This window comes from Deltaproteobacteria bacterium (assembly GCA_012522415.1).
In the GTDB taxonomy this organism is placed as follows: domain Bacteria; phylum Desulfobacterota; class Syntrophia; order Syntrophales; family JAAYKM01; genus JAAYKM01.
Genome location: JAAYKM010000021.1, coordinates 1 through 14408 on the forward strand (window position 1 = coordinate 1; position 14408 = coordinate 14408).

Consider the following 14408-nt stretch of genomic DNA (forward strand, 5'->3'; position numbering starts at 1 on the left):
AACTTTGCCAAGCTGCTGCGGTGGGCAGCCGCTTTTTTGCGTCTAATTTTCCAATGGCTTTCTAATTATCAAAGAACCATCTCTTACGGTAACGCTTTATCAAAATAGACTTTTTCAGAACCGACTAGGCAAATACTCCACGGAATCGGTCTTCTAGAGGATACTTCGGATGCATCTATAAACGATGAGGCAAGGATTAACGTGAAGGTTGCGAGTACCTCGTCTTCTGATCGAAGTCTTTAAAACGTTTGTGAAATCAACATTATTGCTCCGGAGTCACAAGAAGGATTGGCGCACCATCCCCGACAATTTGAGAGTTGACTAAAATAAGTTTTACGTTTATAAATGGGGCAAGGTCCCAGTATGAGAGGGATACTTGAACGTTTCGTCTGATCTTTTATTTAGCTATTTAACCCAATATTCTCCCAGAAATAAAAGTGGGGGCAACCCCATAAAGAACCCTTTGAGTTGTTATTCATAGAAAGGAGAGATGTCATGACTGAAAGTACTTACAAAATTATCGAATTGGTTGGCGTTAGCAGAGTATCCTGGGAAGATGCGGCGAGACATGCCGTGGAGGTTGCAACGAAAACAATAAAAGATATGAGAATTGCTGAAGTCGTAAAACTGGATTTAACTGTTGAAGATGATAAAGTCTCCACGTACAGATGTCGCTTGAAAGCGTCCTTCAAGTATCTCGGGTTTTAATTTCGTTAGTTTTCAAGACTGTGGATCGTTGACCCGAAAGGGCATCAATTCAGCGGGAAATGCCATCTCAGGTATTAAAAAAGGCCCTCCGTTTTTGTTGTAGATCATTCAAAACGGAGGGCCTTTTCGCTGCTTATTATTGAATAACAGAGGGGTTTGCGTAGCAAAAACATCTTTGCATACTTTCAGACGCCCAAATGGATAATCGGAAACGGCAGGTGTTTTCTTTTCGTCTCTCCGAAGAGCAGGGTCCTTCTTCTTGTCGTGGATTCTCCTCTCTTTCCCCTGCCCTGTTTCTCCAGCAGATGAGATCCCCCTAAGTGCAGTGAATGTTTACCATACTTCCGGCAAACAAAATCAACCCCTTTATACAGTTCTCGAATCTTCTCAGGCCTGACGGGATCTTCAAACAATGAATATTGCCTTTCTGCCGTTCTATCCAGATCCAGCAGAATAATTCCGGTGGCACGATAAACTTCCTGCGCCTCATACATTCGGTTGAAAATATCCCTCAAAACGTCCGCCAATTCCATGGGATAAACGCACGCACGGTCCAATTTTACCTCACGACTGGCATAATTGAAATTCTGTTTCTTCAGATAAGCCACGATCCTCTTGGTCTGCAATCGATAACATCTGGCCTTGATGCAGGCGGACTCCAAATTTCTTATAAGGTGGGCAAAAATATATTCCGGATCACTCGTCGGGGGAGCAAAAGTCCTGGTCCTGCTGATGGAAACGTAGCGGTTCTTTTCTTCCGATACTACAGGGTATACGGATTCACCTCTTAATTCACGCCATATTTCAACCCCCGGTTTTGTGAATCTCGCCCTGACAAGACTCTCTGACATCCGGGCAAATTCTAGGGCTGTCTTGATATTCATCTTCGACAGATAATCGGAAGTCGCCGGTCCAATCCCCCATATGTCCTGAACGGGAAGATTTTGCAGCCAGTTTGGGATTTCTCTTCCAGGGATGATGGTCAGACCATCGGGTTTTCGATATTTGGAGCCGATTTTGGCCAGTACCTTGGTAAGGCTCAATCCAACGGAAACGGTGATCCCCAACTCTTTCTCAACAGCTTCCTTGATGCGAAAAGCTATACCCTTGTAAGAAGCTTTTAGCACCCTTCGCATACCCGTTATATCCGCGAAGGCCTCATCTATGGAGTACGCTTCCACCTGCGGGGTGAACCGCCTGATGATATTGAACATCCGGCGGGAAAAAAGATTGTATATTTCATAATCAGAAGGAAGTACAAGCAGAGCCGGGCAGATTTTTCTGGCCTCCCGGACGGAAACACCCCGCTTGATCCCCATTTTTTGGGCCGCATAGCTGGCACAGACAATGATTCCTCTTTCTTCCCCTGTGATGATGGGCTTCCCTCTAAGTTCAGGATGTATGGCCTCCTCACAGGATGTAAAGAATGCATCGCCATCCACATGGACTATCGCTCTGGGCCAACTGTGCGGGCTGAAAAGGGTGTCGTTCATAATAGGGCGCGATTTACGGATGATATTTACGGATGACGGCGGTTATAACTCCGGCCAAACGAAGCTCTGTTTGAGGTATGATTGATTGATATTTTGGGTTAGCGTGTTCCAGGGTAATTGTTTTGCCTTTTTTGATAAAATACTTCATAGTCCACTGGCCATCCACCTCGGCGATGACGATGTCTCCACTTTTTGGGTTTCTCCCTTTTTCTACGATGACCATATCTCCCTCCATGATTCCCGCTTCAATCATGGAATCGCCATCAACTTTTACAAGAAAAGAGGACTCCGGCCGGGTAATCAAATACTCATCGAGGGAGATAATCTCCCGTAATGCCTCTTCAGCCGGAGAAGGAAATCCGGCAGAAATACTACCAACCATCGGCAGACCCTGGTGCAAACGCGATGGAATCAGGAAACCCCTTTCATCCTTTTGCAAAAACCCCTTGGAAACAAGCTTCCCCACCCAATATTGGACCGCGCTCTTGGATCGCACGTTCAGCAGTGCCATGATTTCCGTATAGGTTGGCATTCGCCGATGGTTTTTCAAAAAAGCGGCAATGGCTTCAGCCACGCCTTTTTCGGTTCTTTTGTCCCTCATGAGAGCATCTCATATAGTACAATCGTACCATTGTCAAGAATGGTTTACTGATGATTGTTTCCTTTAGCTTGAATTCGTGGCATAAAGGCCGCAATAGTTAATGTAAACTCTTGGTAATACAAGGTAATAATGGCTTTTGCCTGTTTCAGGAACAACACTTGGAAAGAGAAGATACGACCTGTAAAATGCATCATCAAATCGGGTGATGAAGATTTGACCAGCCATTCGGGTCTGGCCTTGGTCGGTGCCTTGATGGAACGTAAAACGGAAAGTATTATTAAAAAACCTTGACATCGATTTAGTCTTACCTTATTTACTTAGGCCTCGCGAAACATTGTGAGAGAGGAGTGATCTAGCGATGACTGATGCATTGACGGCGAGTCTGGAAGATTATCTGAAAGCGATATTTCATATCATTGTCCAGAAGCAGGGGGTAAGGCCCAAGGATATCGCAGAGCGCCTGGGTGTCACCAATGCGTCGGTGACAGGTGCGCTTCGCGCCCTTGCCGACAAGGAAATGATCAACTATGTTCCGTATGATGTCATTACTCTGACTGCTGTTGGGAAAGCCGCGGCCAAGGATGTGATCCGCCGCCACGAGGTGCTTCGGGACTTCTTCATGAAGGTTCTTGCTGTCGATGAGAACAACGCCGATGAAGCGGCTTGCCGGATGGAACATTTCATCCCCCGGGTGATTCTGGAACGGTTTGTTCAATTTGTCGAATTCGTGGAGGTGTGCCCACGGGGGGGGAGCAAGTGGATTGCGGGATTCGCTTATCACTGCGATCAGAATGATACGCAGGAGAACTGTGAGAAATGTATTTCAGAGGTCCTTGACGGGCTCATACATCGCAGGGAGCAAGGAGGTCGAAGAACAATGGAAAAAACGAATATGAGAGATTTAAAGCCGGGTCAAAAGGGTAAAATACTGAAAATCCATACCCGTGGAGAAACAAATAAAAGGATTGTTGAAATGGGCGTTACCGTTGGAGCCGTTATTGAAGTGGAACGGGTGGCGCCGTTAGGTGATCCGATTGACATCAAGGTAAAAGGTTATCACCTTTCGCTGCGTAAAGAAGAAGCGGAGGGGATTGAGGTCGAATTATTATAAGTGGTGCTAAAATCATCTTGAGGGGAGCATTAGATATGCCGTTAACAATCGTTCAACCCGGTAGACGAGTCAGACTCGTTTCTGTGGAAGCGGGCGGAGATCTTCAGAGTCGGCTGACCGCCATGGGCCTGGTGCCCGGCGTCGAAATTGAAGTCATCCAGAATTTCATGCAAGGACCTTTTCTTATTGAGGTAAAAGGCAGCCGGATCATGCTAGGGCGTGGGATGGCGCAGAAAATCAGAGTGGCCTAAATTTTTTTCTCCTGTAATTTAGGCTTTCCTAAAAAAATATGCGGAAACAAAAATAATTTGGCTCAACAGATAAAGGAGGCCCAACAAACAACATGCAATCCAGAATAACTGTTGCTCTTACGGGCAATCCGAACGCCGGGAAAACCACCCTATTTAACGCGTTGACCGGTTCCCGCCAACATGTCGGGAATTACCCCGGGGTGACGGTGGAGCACAAGGAAGGTTTGAGGCGCCATGGCGATTATGAATTACGCATTATCGACCTTCCGGGAACCTATAGCCTGACCGCCTATTCCGACGAGGAGAGGATTGCCCGGAATTATATCATTGATGAAAAACCGGATGTTGTCGTCGATGTGCTCGACGCCTCTAACCTCGAACGAAATCTTTATCTTGCCGTGCAACTGATGGAGCTCGGAGCGCCTCTGGTTCTTGCTTTCAATATGAGCGACATGGCCAAGGCTAAGGGGTACGAATTCGGCACCGCTATACTCTCCCGTTATTTCGGTGCCCCAATCGTCGAGACGGTCGGTCACAAGAGGGTGGGCATGACGGACCTTCTGGACGCCATTATCGAAACGGCGATCCGGAGTGAACAGAAAAAATCGCCGACGGGTGTCGATTCTGCCGGTCAAGAGAACCTTCTTGGACCGAGAGGCCGGATCCCGGTGATGAATTATGGAGAGGAACTCGAAAAAGAAATCACGAAAATAGAGTCCATCATGAGTAAAAGACCTATCGAAGGAAAATACGATTCACGATGGCTGGCCGTGAAACTTCTTGAGAGCGACAGGGAGTTACGGGCAAAAGTCTTATCTGCTGAAGTCAACGAACAGATTGAGAAAAGCGCCTTGCACATCGAAAAAATGCTCGGGGAACATCCGGAAACGGCCATCGCAGGACGCAGATATGGATTCATATCGGGTGCCTGCCAGGAAGCGGTGCGTTCCACCATTGAGATCCGGCATACGATCTCGGATCGGATCGATAGCGTTGTGACAAATCGCGTGTTGGGTATTCCGATCTTTCTTGGACTCATGTATCTCGCCTTTCACTTGACCTTTACTCTGGGAGAAACGCCCATGGACTGGATCGAAGCATGCTTCGGATGGCTGGGCGGAATGGTCACGATATGGTGGCCGGAAGGCTCGGAAAGCCTCTTGAAGTCCCTGCTGGTGGACGGCATCATCGGTGGTGTGGGCGGCGTTGTGGTTTTCTTGCCGAACATTCTGCTATTGTTTCTGGCCATTGCCATTCTCGAGGATTCCGGCTACATGGCGCGGGCGGCATTCATCATGGATCGCCTGATGCATAAAATCGGACTGCACGGCAAGAGTTTTATCCCGATGCTCATCGGATTCGGCTGCTCCGTTCCGGCGATCATGGCCACCCGCACCTTGGAAAACCGGCGGGACCGGCTGACGACGATGTGGGTGATCCCCCTCATGAGCTGCGGCGCCCGCCTGCCGATTTACACCCTCATTATTCCTGCGTTCTTCCCGCAGGTGTGGCATACCCCCATGCTCTGGATCATCTACGTTATCGGTCTTCTCCTTGCCGTCATGAGCGCAAAACTTCTCCGCAGTACCATTCTGAAGGGCGAATCCGTACCGTTCGTCATGGAGTTGCCGCCGTACCGGATGCCGACCGTGCGGGGCGTCTTGATTCACATGTGGGAGCGCGGATGGCTTTATCTGAAAAAAGCAGGAACCGTTATCCTCGGCATATCAATTCTGCTGTGGGCAATGACCACCTTTCCGGGATTGTCCGGCGAGCAAGCCGCCCAATTTGAGAGGGAACGCCGGGAAATACGGATCGGGACCATGGAGGAAGAAGAACGAGCGACACGAATTATCGCCATCGACAATAAAGAAGCGGAAGCGGCGCTTCAAAGCAGCATTGCCGGGCGTATCGGCCATGCCATGGAACCCATGCTCAGGCCCATGGGTTTCGACTGGAAAATTGGGACCGCCCTGATCGGTGCCTTCGCCGCCAAGGAGGTCTTTGTCGCCCAGATGGGAATCATCCATTCTGTGGGGGAGGCGAATGAAGCGTCGGAGACCTTGAGGGAGAAACTGAAGAAGAGCTACACGCCTCTTGTGGGATTCTGCATCATGCTCTTTTGCCTCATCAGCGCACCCTGCATGGTCACCATCGCCGTGACGAGGCGTGAGAGCAACTCGTGGGGATGGGCGTTGTTCCAACTTGGAGGGCTTACGCTCCTTGCGTATGTGATTACGGTCCTGGTCTACCAGACGGGTCGTTTTTTCGGTATCGGAATCGGGTAAGGAGATTTATATGATTGAGACGATTATTGTGACGGGTATTGTTGTTGCTGTGGCCGTTACGGCGGGCAGGTCGTTTTACCGAACCATGACGGGTAAGGCTGGAGGACATTGTTGCGGATGCGCGAAACGCACATGCGACCACATCCTTAAAAAGGATACTCAACCTTAGGGGCATGACGAATTCGAAGATGATACCCAAGGGTATCCGGATTCTCAAGGCCGGTTTCCAATGCCGGGTCATGCAACAGAGATTGAAATGACGGATCAATAAGCCATCAGGAGGAAATCATGTGCGTGGCGTTTGATCGGGGGTATGGACCGGCTTGAAAAAGATTATCCGGGCGGGGGCATCAAGCTCAAAGTATTCACCAAAGCCAAGATCGGTTTGGTGGCAGCCGTCAGAGGGGTTGATGCGGTGGTGGTCTTTACCGGGAAAACCACACACCGCATCAGAAACGAAGCAATCAGGGCAGCCAAATCGGGGTGCATCCCTGTTGTCATGCGCCCTTCGTGCGGTGTGTGCGGCCCCCGCGAATGTCTGGGACGTCTGGTGTCGCCGGCGGTTCGGAAATTGCCGGCCTCATGATGTCAGGGATGGCGCAACACGGAGCAAAGGCCCCTGGCAGGATACGGCGATGTTCATTTCCATTTGGTCAAGGGATTCCTTCGTTATGGGCGATGAAAGCAGTCTAAAGCCAATAATAAGTGCATAATAAACAATCGAAAGGAGAAATTGCAGTGAAGGAAAAAGGGAAGGAGGTTATTGAGGGAAACATGAACTCCATTTGGCTTGCGATCCGGTTGGCCCTGGTAATGATGCTGATTACCGTTCCCGCTTTCGGTGGTCATCCTCTGATTACCGATGACACCGGTACTCAGGGGAAAGGGAAGTTTGAATTAGAATTGAGCGGCGAATTTGAACGGGATGATACGAAAGGTGCGAGAACAGAGGTTACAACCATCACGGGATCCTTCGCCGCAGGCTTGACCGATTCGATCGATCTGCTTTTGGGTGTTCCTTTTCAGCACGGAAGACTTGTCGAGGATACGGATGAAGGCCGGGAATCGACAACAGACGAGGGACTTTCCGATATTTCCGTCGAGGTGAAATGGCGTTTTTTTGAAGGGGACGGTCTGAGCTTCGCCGTCAAGCCGGGAGTAACCTTTCCCACGGGGGATCGGGGCAAAGGCTTGGGAGGAGGCCGGATGACTTACAGCCTGTATGTGATCTCGACTCTGGAGGTCGGTCCCGCCTGCATTCACATGAACGCCGGATATATACAGAACGAAAATAAAAACGACGAACGGAAAGAACTATGGCATGCGTCATTGGCGGCAGAATACCCGATCATGGAGAAAGTGACTCTGGTGGCGAATGTGGGTGTCGACAGAAACCCGGATACGGCATCCCAGACGAATCCCGCCTTCATTCTCGGAGGGCTGGTCTACAGCCTGAATGACGCTGTTGATTTGGACTTCGGCGTTAAAGGGGGATTAAACGATGTCGCTCCCGATTATTCCGTCCTCGCCGGTCTGACTTTGCGATTTTGAGTAATGATCATTTAAGAAACAAGATTCTCTATCTACCCGATATGCCGGATAGTCTTTTTCAGAATGCAATATACAAGAAATGAGTGGTGAAAAGACGGACTTGACTTGACAGTTAGGTAGTAAGGGTGGTCAGTTATCTCCTGGATTGTTTCGAGGCAATCAAAAAAGGAGGATATTTAAAAATGACCACCCAGGAAAAGCTTATCAGAAACAAATTGAGTTTGCCGGAGTTGGCGGAGTATTTGAAGAACGTCTCGGAAGCATGTAAAATTAACGGTGTGTCGAGGCAGCATTTTTATGACATCAAGCAAGCATACGAGGAAGGAGGCCTGGAAGGCCTTCGGGAAAAGAGCCATGGCAACCTTGAAACCTTGCAAATGGATCTGGATGCCGATGTAGATCGTTGCAATCCCTCTCCCCCGTGAAAAAACTAATCACGGACGCCCTCCGGAAGACTGCCTCCAAACGAAACCTTACTCAGCCGATTCTGTCACGGCTTCCTCAACCCCTTCAGCTTCCTCAACTTCTTCTTCAAGTGCGCCCTCTTCTTCTTCAACCTTTGGTGCTACAGGCATATTCACTCTGACAACGGCTTCATCAGCATCTCCGATGATTTCAACCCCGACGGGTAAATCCAGTTCACCAATGGTAAGCAGTTGGTCAAGCTCGAGAGCGCTCACATTCACATCAATAGTGTCGGGAATATCTGTCGGCAGACAAAGCACTGTTACTTCCCAAAGTAAATTCGTCACAATTCCGCCGTCATTGGCCCGCTCGTCTTCACCAACTATGCGCAAGGGGACTGTAATTTCCAATTTTTTGGTTAAATCAACTTCATGGAAATCAAGGTGCTGCAGGGTTCCCCGCACCGGATCGCGATGGGTGTCCTTGACAATCACGGTCTTGACTGCCGAACCAAAAACCAGATCAATTAAACTTCCCTGAGAAGCCAAGGCCTTTTCGACATCACGAACCCCCACTTCTATGTTTTGCGCAGGTTTTCCAGATCCGTAAACAATCGCGGGGACCTTCTGGGCAGCCCGGAGTTTCCGCGCATACGATTTGCCGGTTTTGGTCCTTTCTTGCACGGCTAGCTGGTAATTTACCATCCTACTACTGCCTCCTTAACGTTTTTTTAACGATACCATTCCCGCCTTTATTAGTCAAACAGCTTACTAAAGCGGCCTATTGCCTCATGATGAAAGATATCGGAAGAAGAAACTTGCAGGGCCCGTTGGGCTTAAGGCTTGTCATCACCGTATATGTTTCAATCCGTGTATCATATGTACGGGTTGTAAGACATGCCGTTATACATGTGACGCCCTGTGACGCTTACGTAAGCATCTAATGCAAAATAAATGGCGGAAGTACATGGGAATCGAACCCACCCGGGACGTTCCTCACGCCCCACACTGGATTTGAAGTCCAGGAGGTCCACCAGTGACCTGTGTACTTCCGCATGGACAAGCTGATATAAGCATTATGTGCCTGTTTTCGCTGCCGCTCTGCTCCCTGTCACGATTTTACGAACCGGATGCTATATTAAATGAGTAACCTTGTCAACTGGTTAACGGGAGATTAGCGCGGAAGATTGGGCAATGCATAACCCCAAGGGGGTGTGCAAAAAATAGACTGAAAACAAATTGTTTTGATGTGTTGCATGATACGCAACACCTGATGAAGGTATGAATATCGCGTTGTCTCTTTTTGTTTCAGGGTGTCGGCTCGCAGACTGCTTCGTACAGTCCATAAATCATCATATTTTCGGACAGCACATCTTCCCAATGCGGCTGATCAATGGAGTTGTTGCGAAACAGTTCCTTTCAGTTCACGTCATAGTCGATCGTGGACAGGGGTTTGAATTTTCTTTCCTTACAATTTATCACAAACAAAATTGCATGGTGTGATAATTTGTCGTATCCTTCCGCCAGGAAACCCTGAGCCCTCATGCGTTCCATCACGATTTCCCGTCCCTGGTCAGACACTTCCCTTTTAAACCACACCTGCTTAATATGCCTCGTCCGGTCGGCGATGCTATCCTTATCATAAGAAAGAACACTCCCATCACGTGCCATTTCATATTGAAGCCAATTCTCGCAAAGGCCCGGTTCGGGGCGTAGCATCAGTAAGACATACAAGAACGCCAAAAAGCTCGTCACTATAAATGATTTCATGCTCATTTCCTGTCCTGTTACCTTGAAATCATTGCAGATTAAAATCCTCAAAAACGGAGGCTTATCGACACACTGTTTCTCTCAAAAGCTCCAGATGTGTATCCGGAGGAATGGGAAACCAGGTGGCTCGCTCATCCGTACCGCTAAACAATTTTTCTCCTTGAATACTGTAATCAAGCAACGAAATGATCCGGTATCTCTTTTCCAAACAATGGATTTCTCGCACAAACAGGGTTGTTTTGACATTGTCCTGCACATTGTTATCGGTAAAGACGATCCTTTCCCATAAGCGTACCGTGTCTTCTTCGACCTTCCTCACGCTGTGCTGATCGTAGAACAACTCATTTCCCTCCTGTGTGGTTGAAAAAACCACCCATTCAATGCCCAGGGCGGGCGTCACAAGCAACAGAAGAAAGAAAAATAACGGGACAATCACACGGTTCGGAACACAGGTATCTGTTTTCATGGATCCTTCTTCCTCGTAATCAGGTTCGAATAAGTATCATACTATTACCAAAGGAAACATGTTATTTTCAACATGAGATTCATCTCCTTGGGAATTGCTGATTGACTCAGTTTACGCTGAGTAATTCGCTCATCATATTCTTGATTTTCTTTTCGGATCTTGATTAGATATAGAAAAAGCAGTGAGCTTAGTCGTGGTCATGAAAGAAAACGCATACGAGGAAAGTGCTTAATGTTTCACATAAAAAAGATATCCGAAAGGGGGATCATTGCATGATCTATAACGAAGAATACGAAACATTGCCCCGTGAAGTTCTGGAGGTGCTCCAACTTAAACGGCTCAAACAGGTAATTTCACGTGTTTATCACACCGTCGGGTTCTACCGGAAATCCTTTGATGAAATCGGGGTTACGCCGGATGATATCAAAACCTTGGACGATCTCAAGCGTTTTCTCTTTACAACGAAGCAAGATCTCCGGGATAATTATCCATTCGGCATGTTTGCCGTTCCCATGAGTGGGGTAGTCCGGCTTCACGCCTCATCCGGTACAACGGGCCGTTCAACCGTTGTCGGATATACAAAACGGGATATTGAAATATGGTCGGAACTCATGGCCCGCTGTTTTGTCGCCGCCGGACTGACTAAAAATGATATGATACATAACGCCTACGGATACGGGTTATTTACCGGGGGGCTGGGCATCCACTATGGTGCGGAAAAACTGGGGGCCAGTGTCATTCCCATTTCCGGAGGCAACACCAAGCGTCAGATCATGATCCTCCAAGATTTCGGACCCACCGCCATCTGCTGTACTCCGTCCTATGCCCTTAATCTGGCGGAGCAAGGCGAGGCCATGGGAATCGATATGGGCACCCTGAAGCTGCGTGTCGGTATCTTCGGTGCGGAGCCTTGGAGCGAGAACATGAGGAATGAAGTAGAGGATGCATTGAATCTCGCGGCCATGAATATTTACGGACTGTCTGAAATCATGGGACCAGGCGTGGCCATGGAATGCCATGAAGGCCGCGAGGGAATGCATGTCTTCGAGGATCATTTTCTTGTGGAGACGATCAACCCAGAAACGGGTGAAGTGCTTCCCGCAGGCGAGCCGGGCGAACTCGTCTTCACGACCCTGACGAAAGAAGCCTTTCCCATGATCCGCTACCGGACGAGAGACCTGTCAAAACTGATTCCGGAACCATGCGTCTGCGGCAGGACACACTTCCGCATGGAACGCATTAAGGGCAGAAGCGACGACATGTTGATTATCCGTGGCGTCAATGTCTTTCCTTCCCAAATCGAAGCCGTTCTGGTCGACATTGAAGACTTGGATCCTCATTATCAGCTCATCGTGAAGCGGGAAGGAACCCTCGACACCTTGGAGGTTCACGTGGAAGTCAGTGAGCGCCTCTTCTCCAATACCGATCAAATCAAAGGCCTTCAGAAAATTGAGAGGAATATTATCAAGGATTTAAAAGATTTCCTCGGGGTTACCGCCAAAGTCAAACTGGTAGAACCGAAATCGCTCCAGCGTTTCGAAGGGAAGGCCAGCCGAGTCATAGACAGGAGAAGCATCTAATATTCTGGAAACGAAGGGAGGCACATCTATGAAGGTTGAACAAATATCCATTTTTCTGGAAAATAAACCGGGGGGGCTCGAAAATGTCACGCGGATTCTCAAAAATGCGAACATTAATATCCGGACCCTGGCGGTGGCCGACACATCAGATTTCGGTATCGTTCGCCTGATCGTTGATCATGTCGCCGATGCGAATCGGGTATTGAAGGAAAACGGCTATACCGTCAGCCGCACAAACATGGTGGCCGTTGAAGTGCCGGACCAACCGGGCGGCCTGCACGGCATTCTTGAAGTTCTGGCCCTGGCCGGGATCAATATCGAATACATGTACGCTTTCGTGGAAAGGAGCGGAGAAAACGCGGTTATGCTCTTTCGGCTCGACAACCCCGATGCCGCCATCCAAGTGCTCCTGAAAAACAACAAAACCGTTCTACCCGGGGAAAAGCTCTACTCCCTGTAAAATTTGATTGAATAGTGGTTTTTGGAAAACAGGGCCCGCGTGCTTTATTAAATCTCATTCTGAATCGAACTCGGTAAAAAGGAGGTTTTATGAAAAAAGAAATCCGTTCAATCGATCAGATCGTCACTGAACAGTTATCGAGATGGCTATTGGCTTCTAAAGAGGTGAAGAGCGAGATCGTTAAACCTGGGCCGCTTATCACCATTTCACGTGAGCCGGGTACTGGCGGAACGGAAATCGCGAGGGTGCTGTCGGTCCGTCTGAAAATGGATCTTTTGGCTGGACAAATTACAAAGCACATTGCTGAAAACGCCGATGTCAGTGAAAAATCGATTCAAGCCATTATTGAAAAGGCCTTAACCCGGCGGGATGACTGGTTGTCATCCCTGTTCGAAACCCGCCATATGTGGCCGGACAAGTTCATGTTCCACCTGAACAAGGTGATTAACACGGTCAAGGATCATGGCAATACCGTTATTCTCGGGCTCGGCGCCCAGTATATTCTTCCCGCGGAGAAGCAGTTCCGGGTCAAATTGATCGGCTCCAGGGAAAACAGGTTGAACCGAATTGTAAACAGCAGGGGATGTTCGCGGCAGGAAGCAGAAGATTATGCGACCACCACTGAAAAGGATCGGAGAACCTTTGTTAAAAAATTTTTTAAGGTCGATTGGATAAATCCTCATGATTATGACCTGACAATCAACATGGATGCGATGACGATCAGCGGAGCCGTAGAAACGATCATCTCCGGTTTTGAAGCATGGAAAAAAAGCCGGGATTTGTAGAGCTCCAATTAAGGTACCTTACTCTCCCTGAGAGACGCAAGAATCTAGGAACAGTCACATCAATGAAATAGCCGGGTGTGGCTGTTCCTATGAAATTACACCCATTATTCCTGCATTGCCTGTCTCGGTGAAACCTTTTCCTGGTGATATAACGAGGTTCATCGGCGGTTATCTTCGTGGCCCTGCCCTCGGCAAATAATCTGTATCTAGCCGATCTGCACATGGCCACGACCTGCGGGGGCGGTGGAATGGTTTTTTGTTATTTCGGTAAAGGTAGGGGGGATTACAATGTGAAAAAATTCACGGATGAATCAGGCACTCCTGATTTACATCGGGTTTACCCCCTCTGAAGATTCTGTTGATCCGGAAGAAAAACCTTGGTCAGAAGATTCTCCGCTTTCAAAGCTTTCCAGTTTCTGCCGCTTGTTCTCGAGGTCGTTCAGTCTGCCTTTCCAGTAATCCCGCGCATGCTTATTGCCATAGGCATTGTAGTAATTTCGTCGGTAATGTGCCTCGTTACCCTGCAATTCTTCATATTCCGCACGGGTCTGTTCAAGTTCCGCATTGCTTGTTTGTGCCGCTTCCATTTCGTAGGATTGTCCTCCCCCGACAGTACCCGACGTCGTTTCGGTGCCTGTTGTTTCAGGGGCAGCCGACTGAACGTGATTTCTGAAACGGTAGGTTTTTAAATTCTTTTTTGCCGTCGGCGGCGGCTGATCTGTGATGTGGCTTACACCGTTCTCGTCGGTCCATCGGTAGTATTCGGCAGACTGCACCGCCCAAGGGAAAAGAAACAAACATAACAGCAAGACAATCCATGTTTTCATATTGACCTCCCGAAACCCGATACGTACCCAATCAAGGCCTTCTCCTTAGAGATCGGCAATATCCGGCACAATCTTAAGCAAATTCCCCTTATCTTCTCCCAAAAGTGAGAGAA

The 14408-nt window shown here is 48.5% G+C and carries 16 protein-coding genes, 1 tRNA gene and 1 pseudogene; 11 read left to right on the top strand and 7 right to left on the bottom strand.

The features are described from left to right. Positions 1-495 precede the first annotated feature (495 nt). Positions 496-708 carry a dodecin domain-containing protein gene (locus GX147_01530; GenBank protein NLN59391.1) on the top strand — a complete coding sequence of 71 codons (213 nt, stop codon included), beginning with the start codon at positions 496-498 and terminating at the stop codon, positions 706-708. A gap of 185 nt (positions 709-893) precedes the next feature. Here GX147_01530 and GX147_01535 read toward each other — a convergent pair whose 3' ends face one another. Further along, complete coding sequence (locus GX147_01535; GenBank protein NLN59392.1) at positions 894-2201, bottom strand: DNA polymerase IV; 1308 nt, start codon at positions 2199-2201, stop codon at positions 894-896. Positions 2202-2214: 13 nt separating this feature from the next. Then, complete coding sequence (lexA, locus tag GX147_01540; protein NLN59393.1) at positions 2215-2802, bottom strand: repressor LexA; 588 nt, start codon at positions 2800-2802, stop codon at positions 2215-2217. 358 nt (positions 2803-3160) lie between these two features. Here lexA and GX147_01545 point away from each other — a divergent pair, with 358 nt between their 5' ends. From GX147_01545 to GX147_01575, 7 genes and pseudogenes are all read left to right on the top strand, one after another. After that, positions 3161-3913, top strand: a complete 753-nt coding sequence (locus GX147_01545) for a metal-dependent transcriptional regulator (GenBank protein ID NLN59394.1) — start codon at positions 3161-3163, stop codon at positions 3911-3913. A gap of 35 nt (positions 3914-3948) precedes the next feature. Then, positions 3949-4164, top strand: coding sequence for a ferrous iron transport protein A (locus GX147_01550; GenBank protein ID NLN59395.1), 216 nt, complete (start codon positions 3949-3951; stop codon positions 4162-4164). A gap of 92 nt (positions 4165-4256) precedes the next feature. Then, positions 4257-6452 (top strand): ferrous iron transport protein B, encoded by a 2196-nt coding sequence (gene feoB / locus GX147_01555; protein ID NLN59396.1) that lies wholly within the window; start codon positions 4257-4259, stop codon positions 6450-6452. 10 nt (positions 6453-6462) lie between these two features. After that, entirely contained in the window at positions 6463-6621 is a 159-nt protein-coding gene (locus GX147_01560) for a FeoB-associated Cys-rich membrane protein (GenBank protein NLN59397.1), read from the top strand. A gap of 144 nt (positions 6622-6765) precedes the next feature. Beyond that, complete coding sequence (locus tag GX147_01565; protein ID NLN59398.1) at positions 6766-7038, top strand: DUF2325 domain-containing protein; 273 nt, start codon at positions 6766-6768, stop codon at positions 7036-7038. A gap of 152 nt (positions 7039-7190) precedes the next feature. Beyond that, positions 7191-8003 carry a transporter gene (locus tag GX147_01570; protein ID NLN59399.1) on the top strand — a complete coding sequence of 271 codons (813 nt, stop codon included), beginning with the start codon at positions 7191-7193 and terminating at the stop codon, positions 8001-8003. Between the two features lie 182 nt (positions 8004-8185). Further along, a pseudogene (locus GX147_01575) lies at positions 8186-8356 on the top strand (helix-turn-helix domain-containing protein). Between the two features lie 120 nt (positions 8357-8476). On the opposite strand, the gene GX147_01580 reads toward GX147_01575, so the two are convergent. The 4 genes from GX147_01580 to GX147_01595 all read right to left on the bottom strand — a co-directional run bounded on the left by GX147_01580 (position 8477) and on the right by GX147_01595 (position 10643). Continuing rightward, positions 8477-9112 carry a 50S ribosomal protein L25 gene (locus GX147_01580; GenBank protein NLN59400.1) on the bottom strand — a complete coding sequence of 212 codons (636 nt, stop codon included), beginning with the start codon at positions 9110-9112 and terminating at the stop codon, positions 8477-8479. Between the two features lie 250 nt (positions 9113-9362). Continuing rightward, positions 9363-9460, bottom strand: a tRNA-Sec gene (locus tag GX147_01585). A gap of 366 nt (positions 9461-9826) precedes the next feature. After that, a complete protein-coding gene (locus tag GX147_01590) occupies positions 9827-10183 on the bottom strand; it encodes a hypothetical protein (GenBank protein NLN59401.1) in 357 nt (118 codons plus the stop codon). 55 nt (positions 10184-10238) lie between these two features. Beyond that, positions 10239-10643 carry a hypothetical protein gene (locus GX147_01595; protein NLN59402.1) on the bottom strand — a complete coding sequence of 135 codons (405 nt, stop codon included), beginning with the start codon at positions 10641-10643 and terminating at the stop codon, positions 10239-10241. Positions 10644-10915: 272 nt separating this feature from the next. Between GX147_01595 and GX147_01600 the strand changes: the two genes are divergently transcribed. The 3 genes from GX147_01600 (at position 10916) to GX147_01610 (ending at position 13468) form a co-directional block, all read left to right on the top strand. Further along, positions 10916-12223 carry a phenylacetate--CoA ligase gene (locus GX147_01600; protein ID NLN59403.1) on the top strand — a complete coding sequence of 436 codons (1308 nt, stop codon included), beginning with the start codon at positions 10916-10918 and terminating at the stop codon, positions 12221-12223. Between the two features lie 28 nt (positions 12224-12251). Continuing rightward, positions 12252-12683, top strand: a complete 432-nt coding sequence (locus GX147_01605) for an ACT domain-containing protein (GenBank protein NLN59404.1) — start codon at positions 12252-12254, stop codon at positions 12681-12683. A gap of 89 nt (positions 12684-12772) precedes the next feature. Next, complete coding sequence (locus GX147_01610; protein NLN59405.1) at positions 12773-13468, top strand: cytidylate kinase-like family protein; 696 nt, start codon at positions 12773-12775, stop codon at positions 13466-13468. Between the two features lie 326 nt (positions 13469-13794). Here GX147_01610 and GX147_01615 read toward each other — a convergent pair whose 3' ends face one another. Continuing rightward, complete coding sequence (locus tag GX147_01615; GenBank protein NLN59406.1) at positions 13795-14295, bottom strand: DUF4124 domain-containing protein; 501 nt, start codon at positions 14293-14295, stop codon at positions 13795-13797. Positions 14296-14408: the final 113 nt, after the last annotated feature.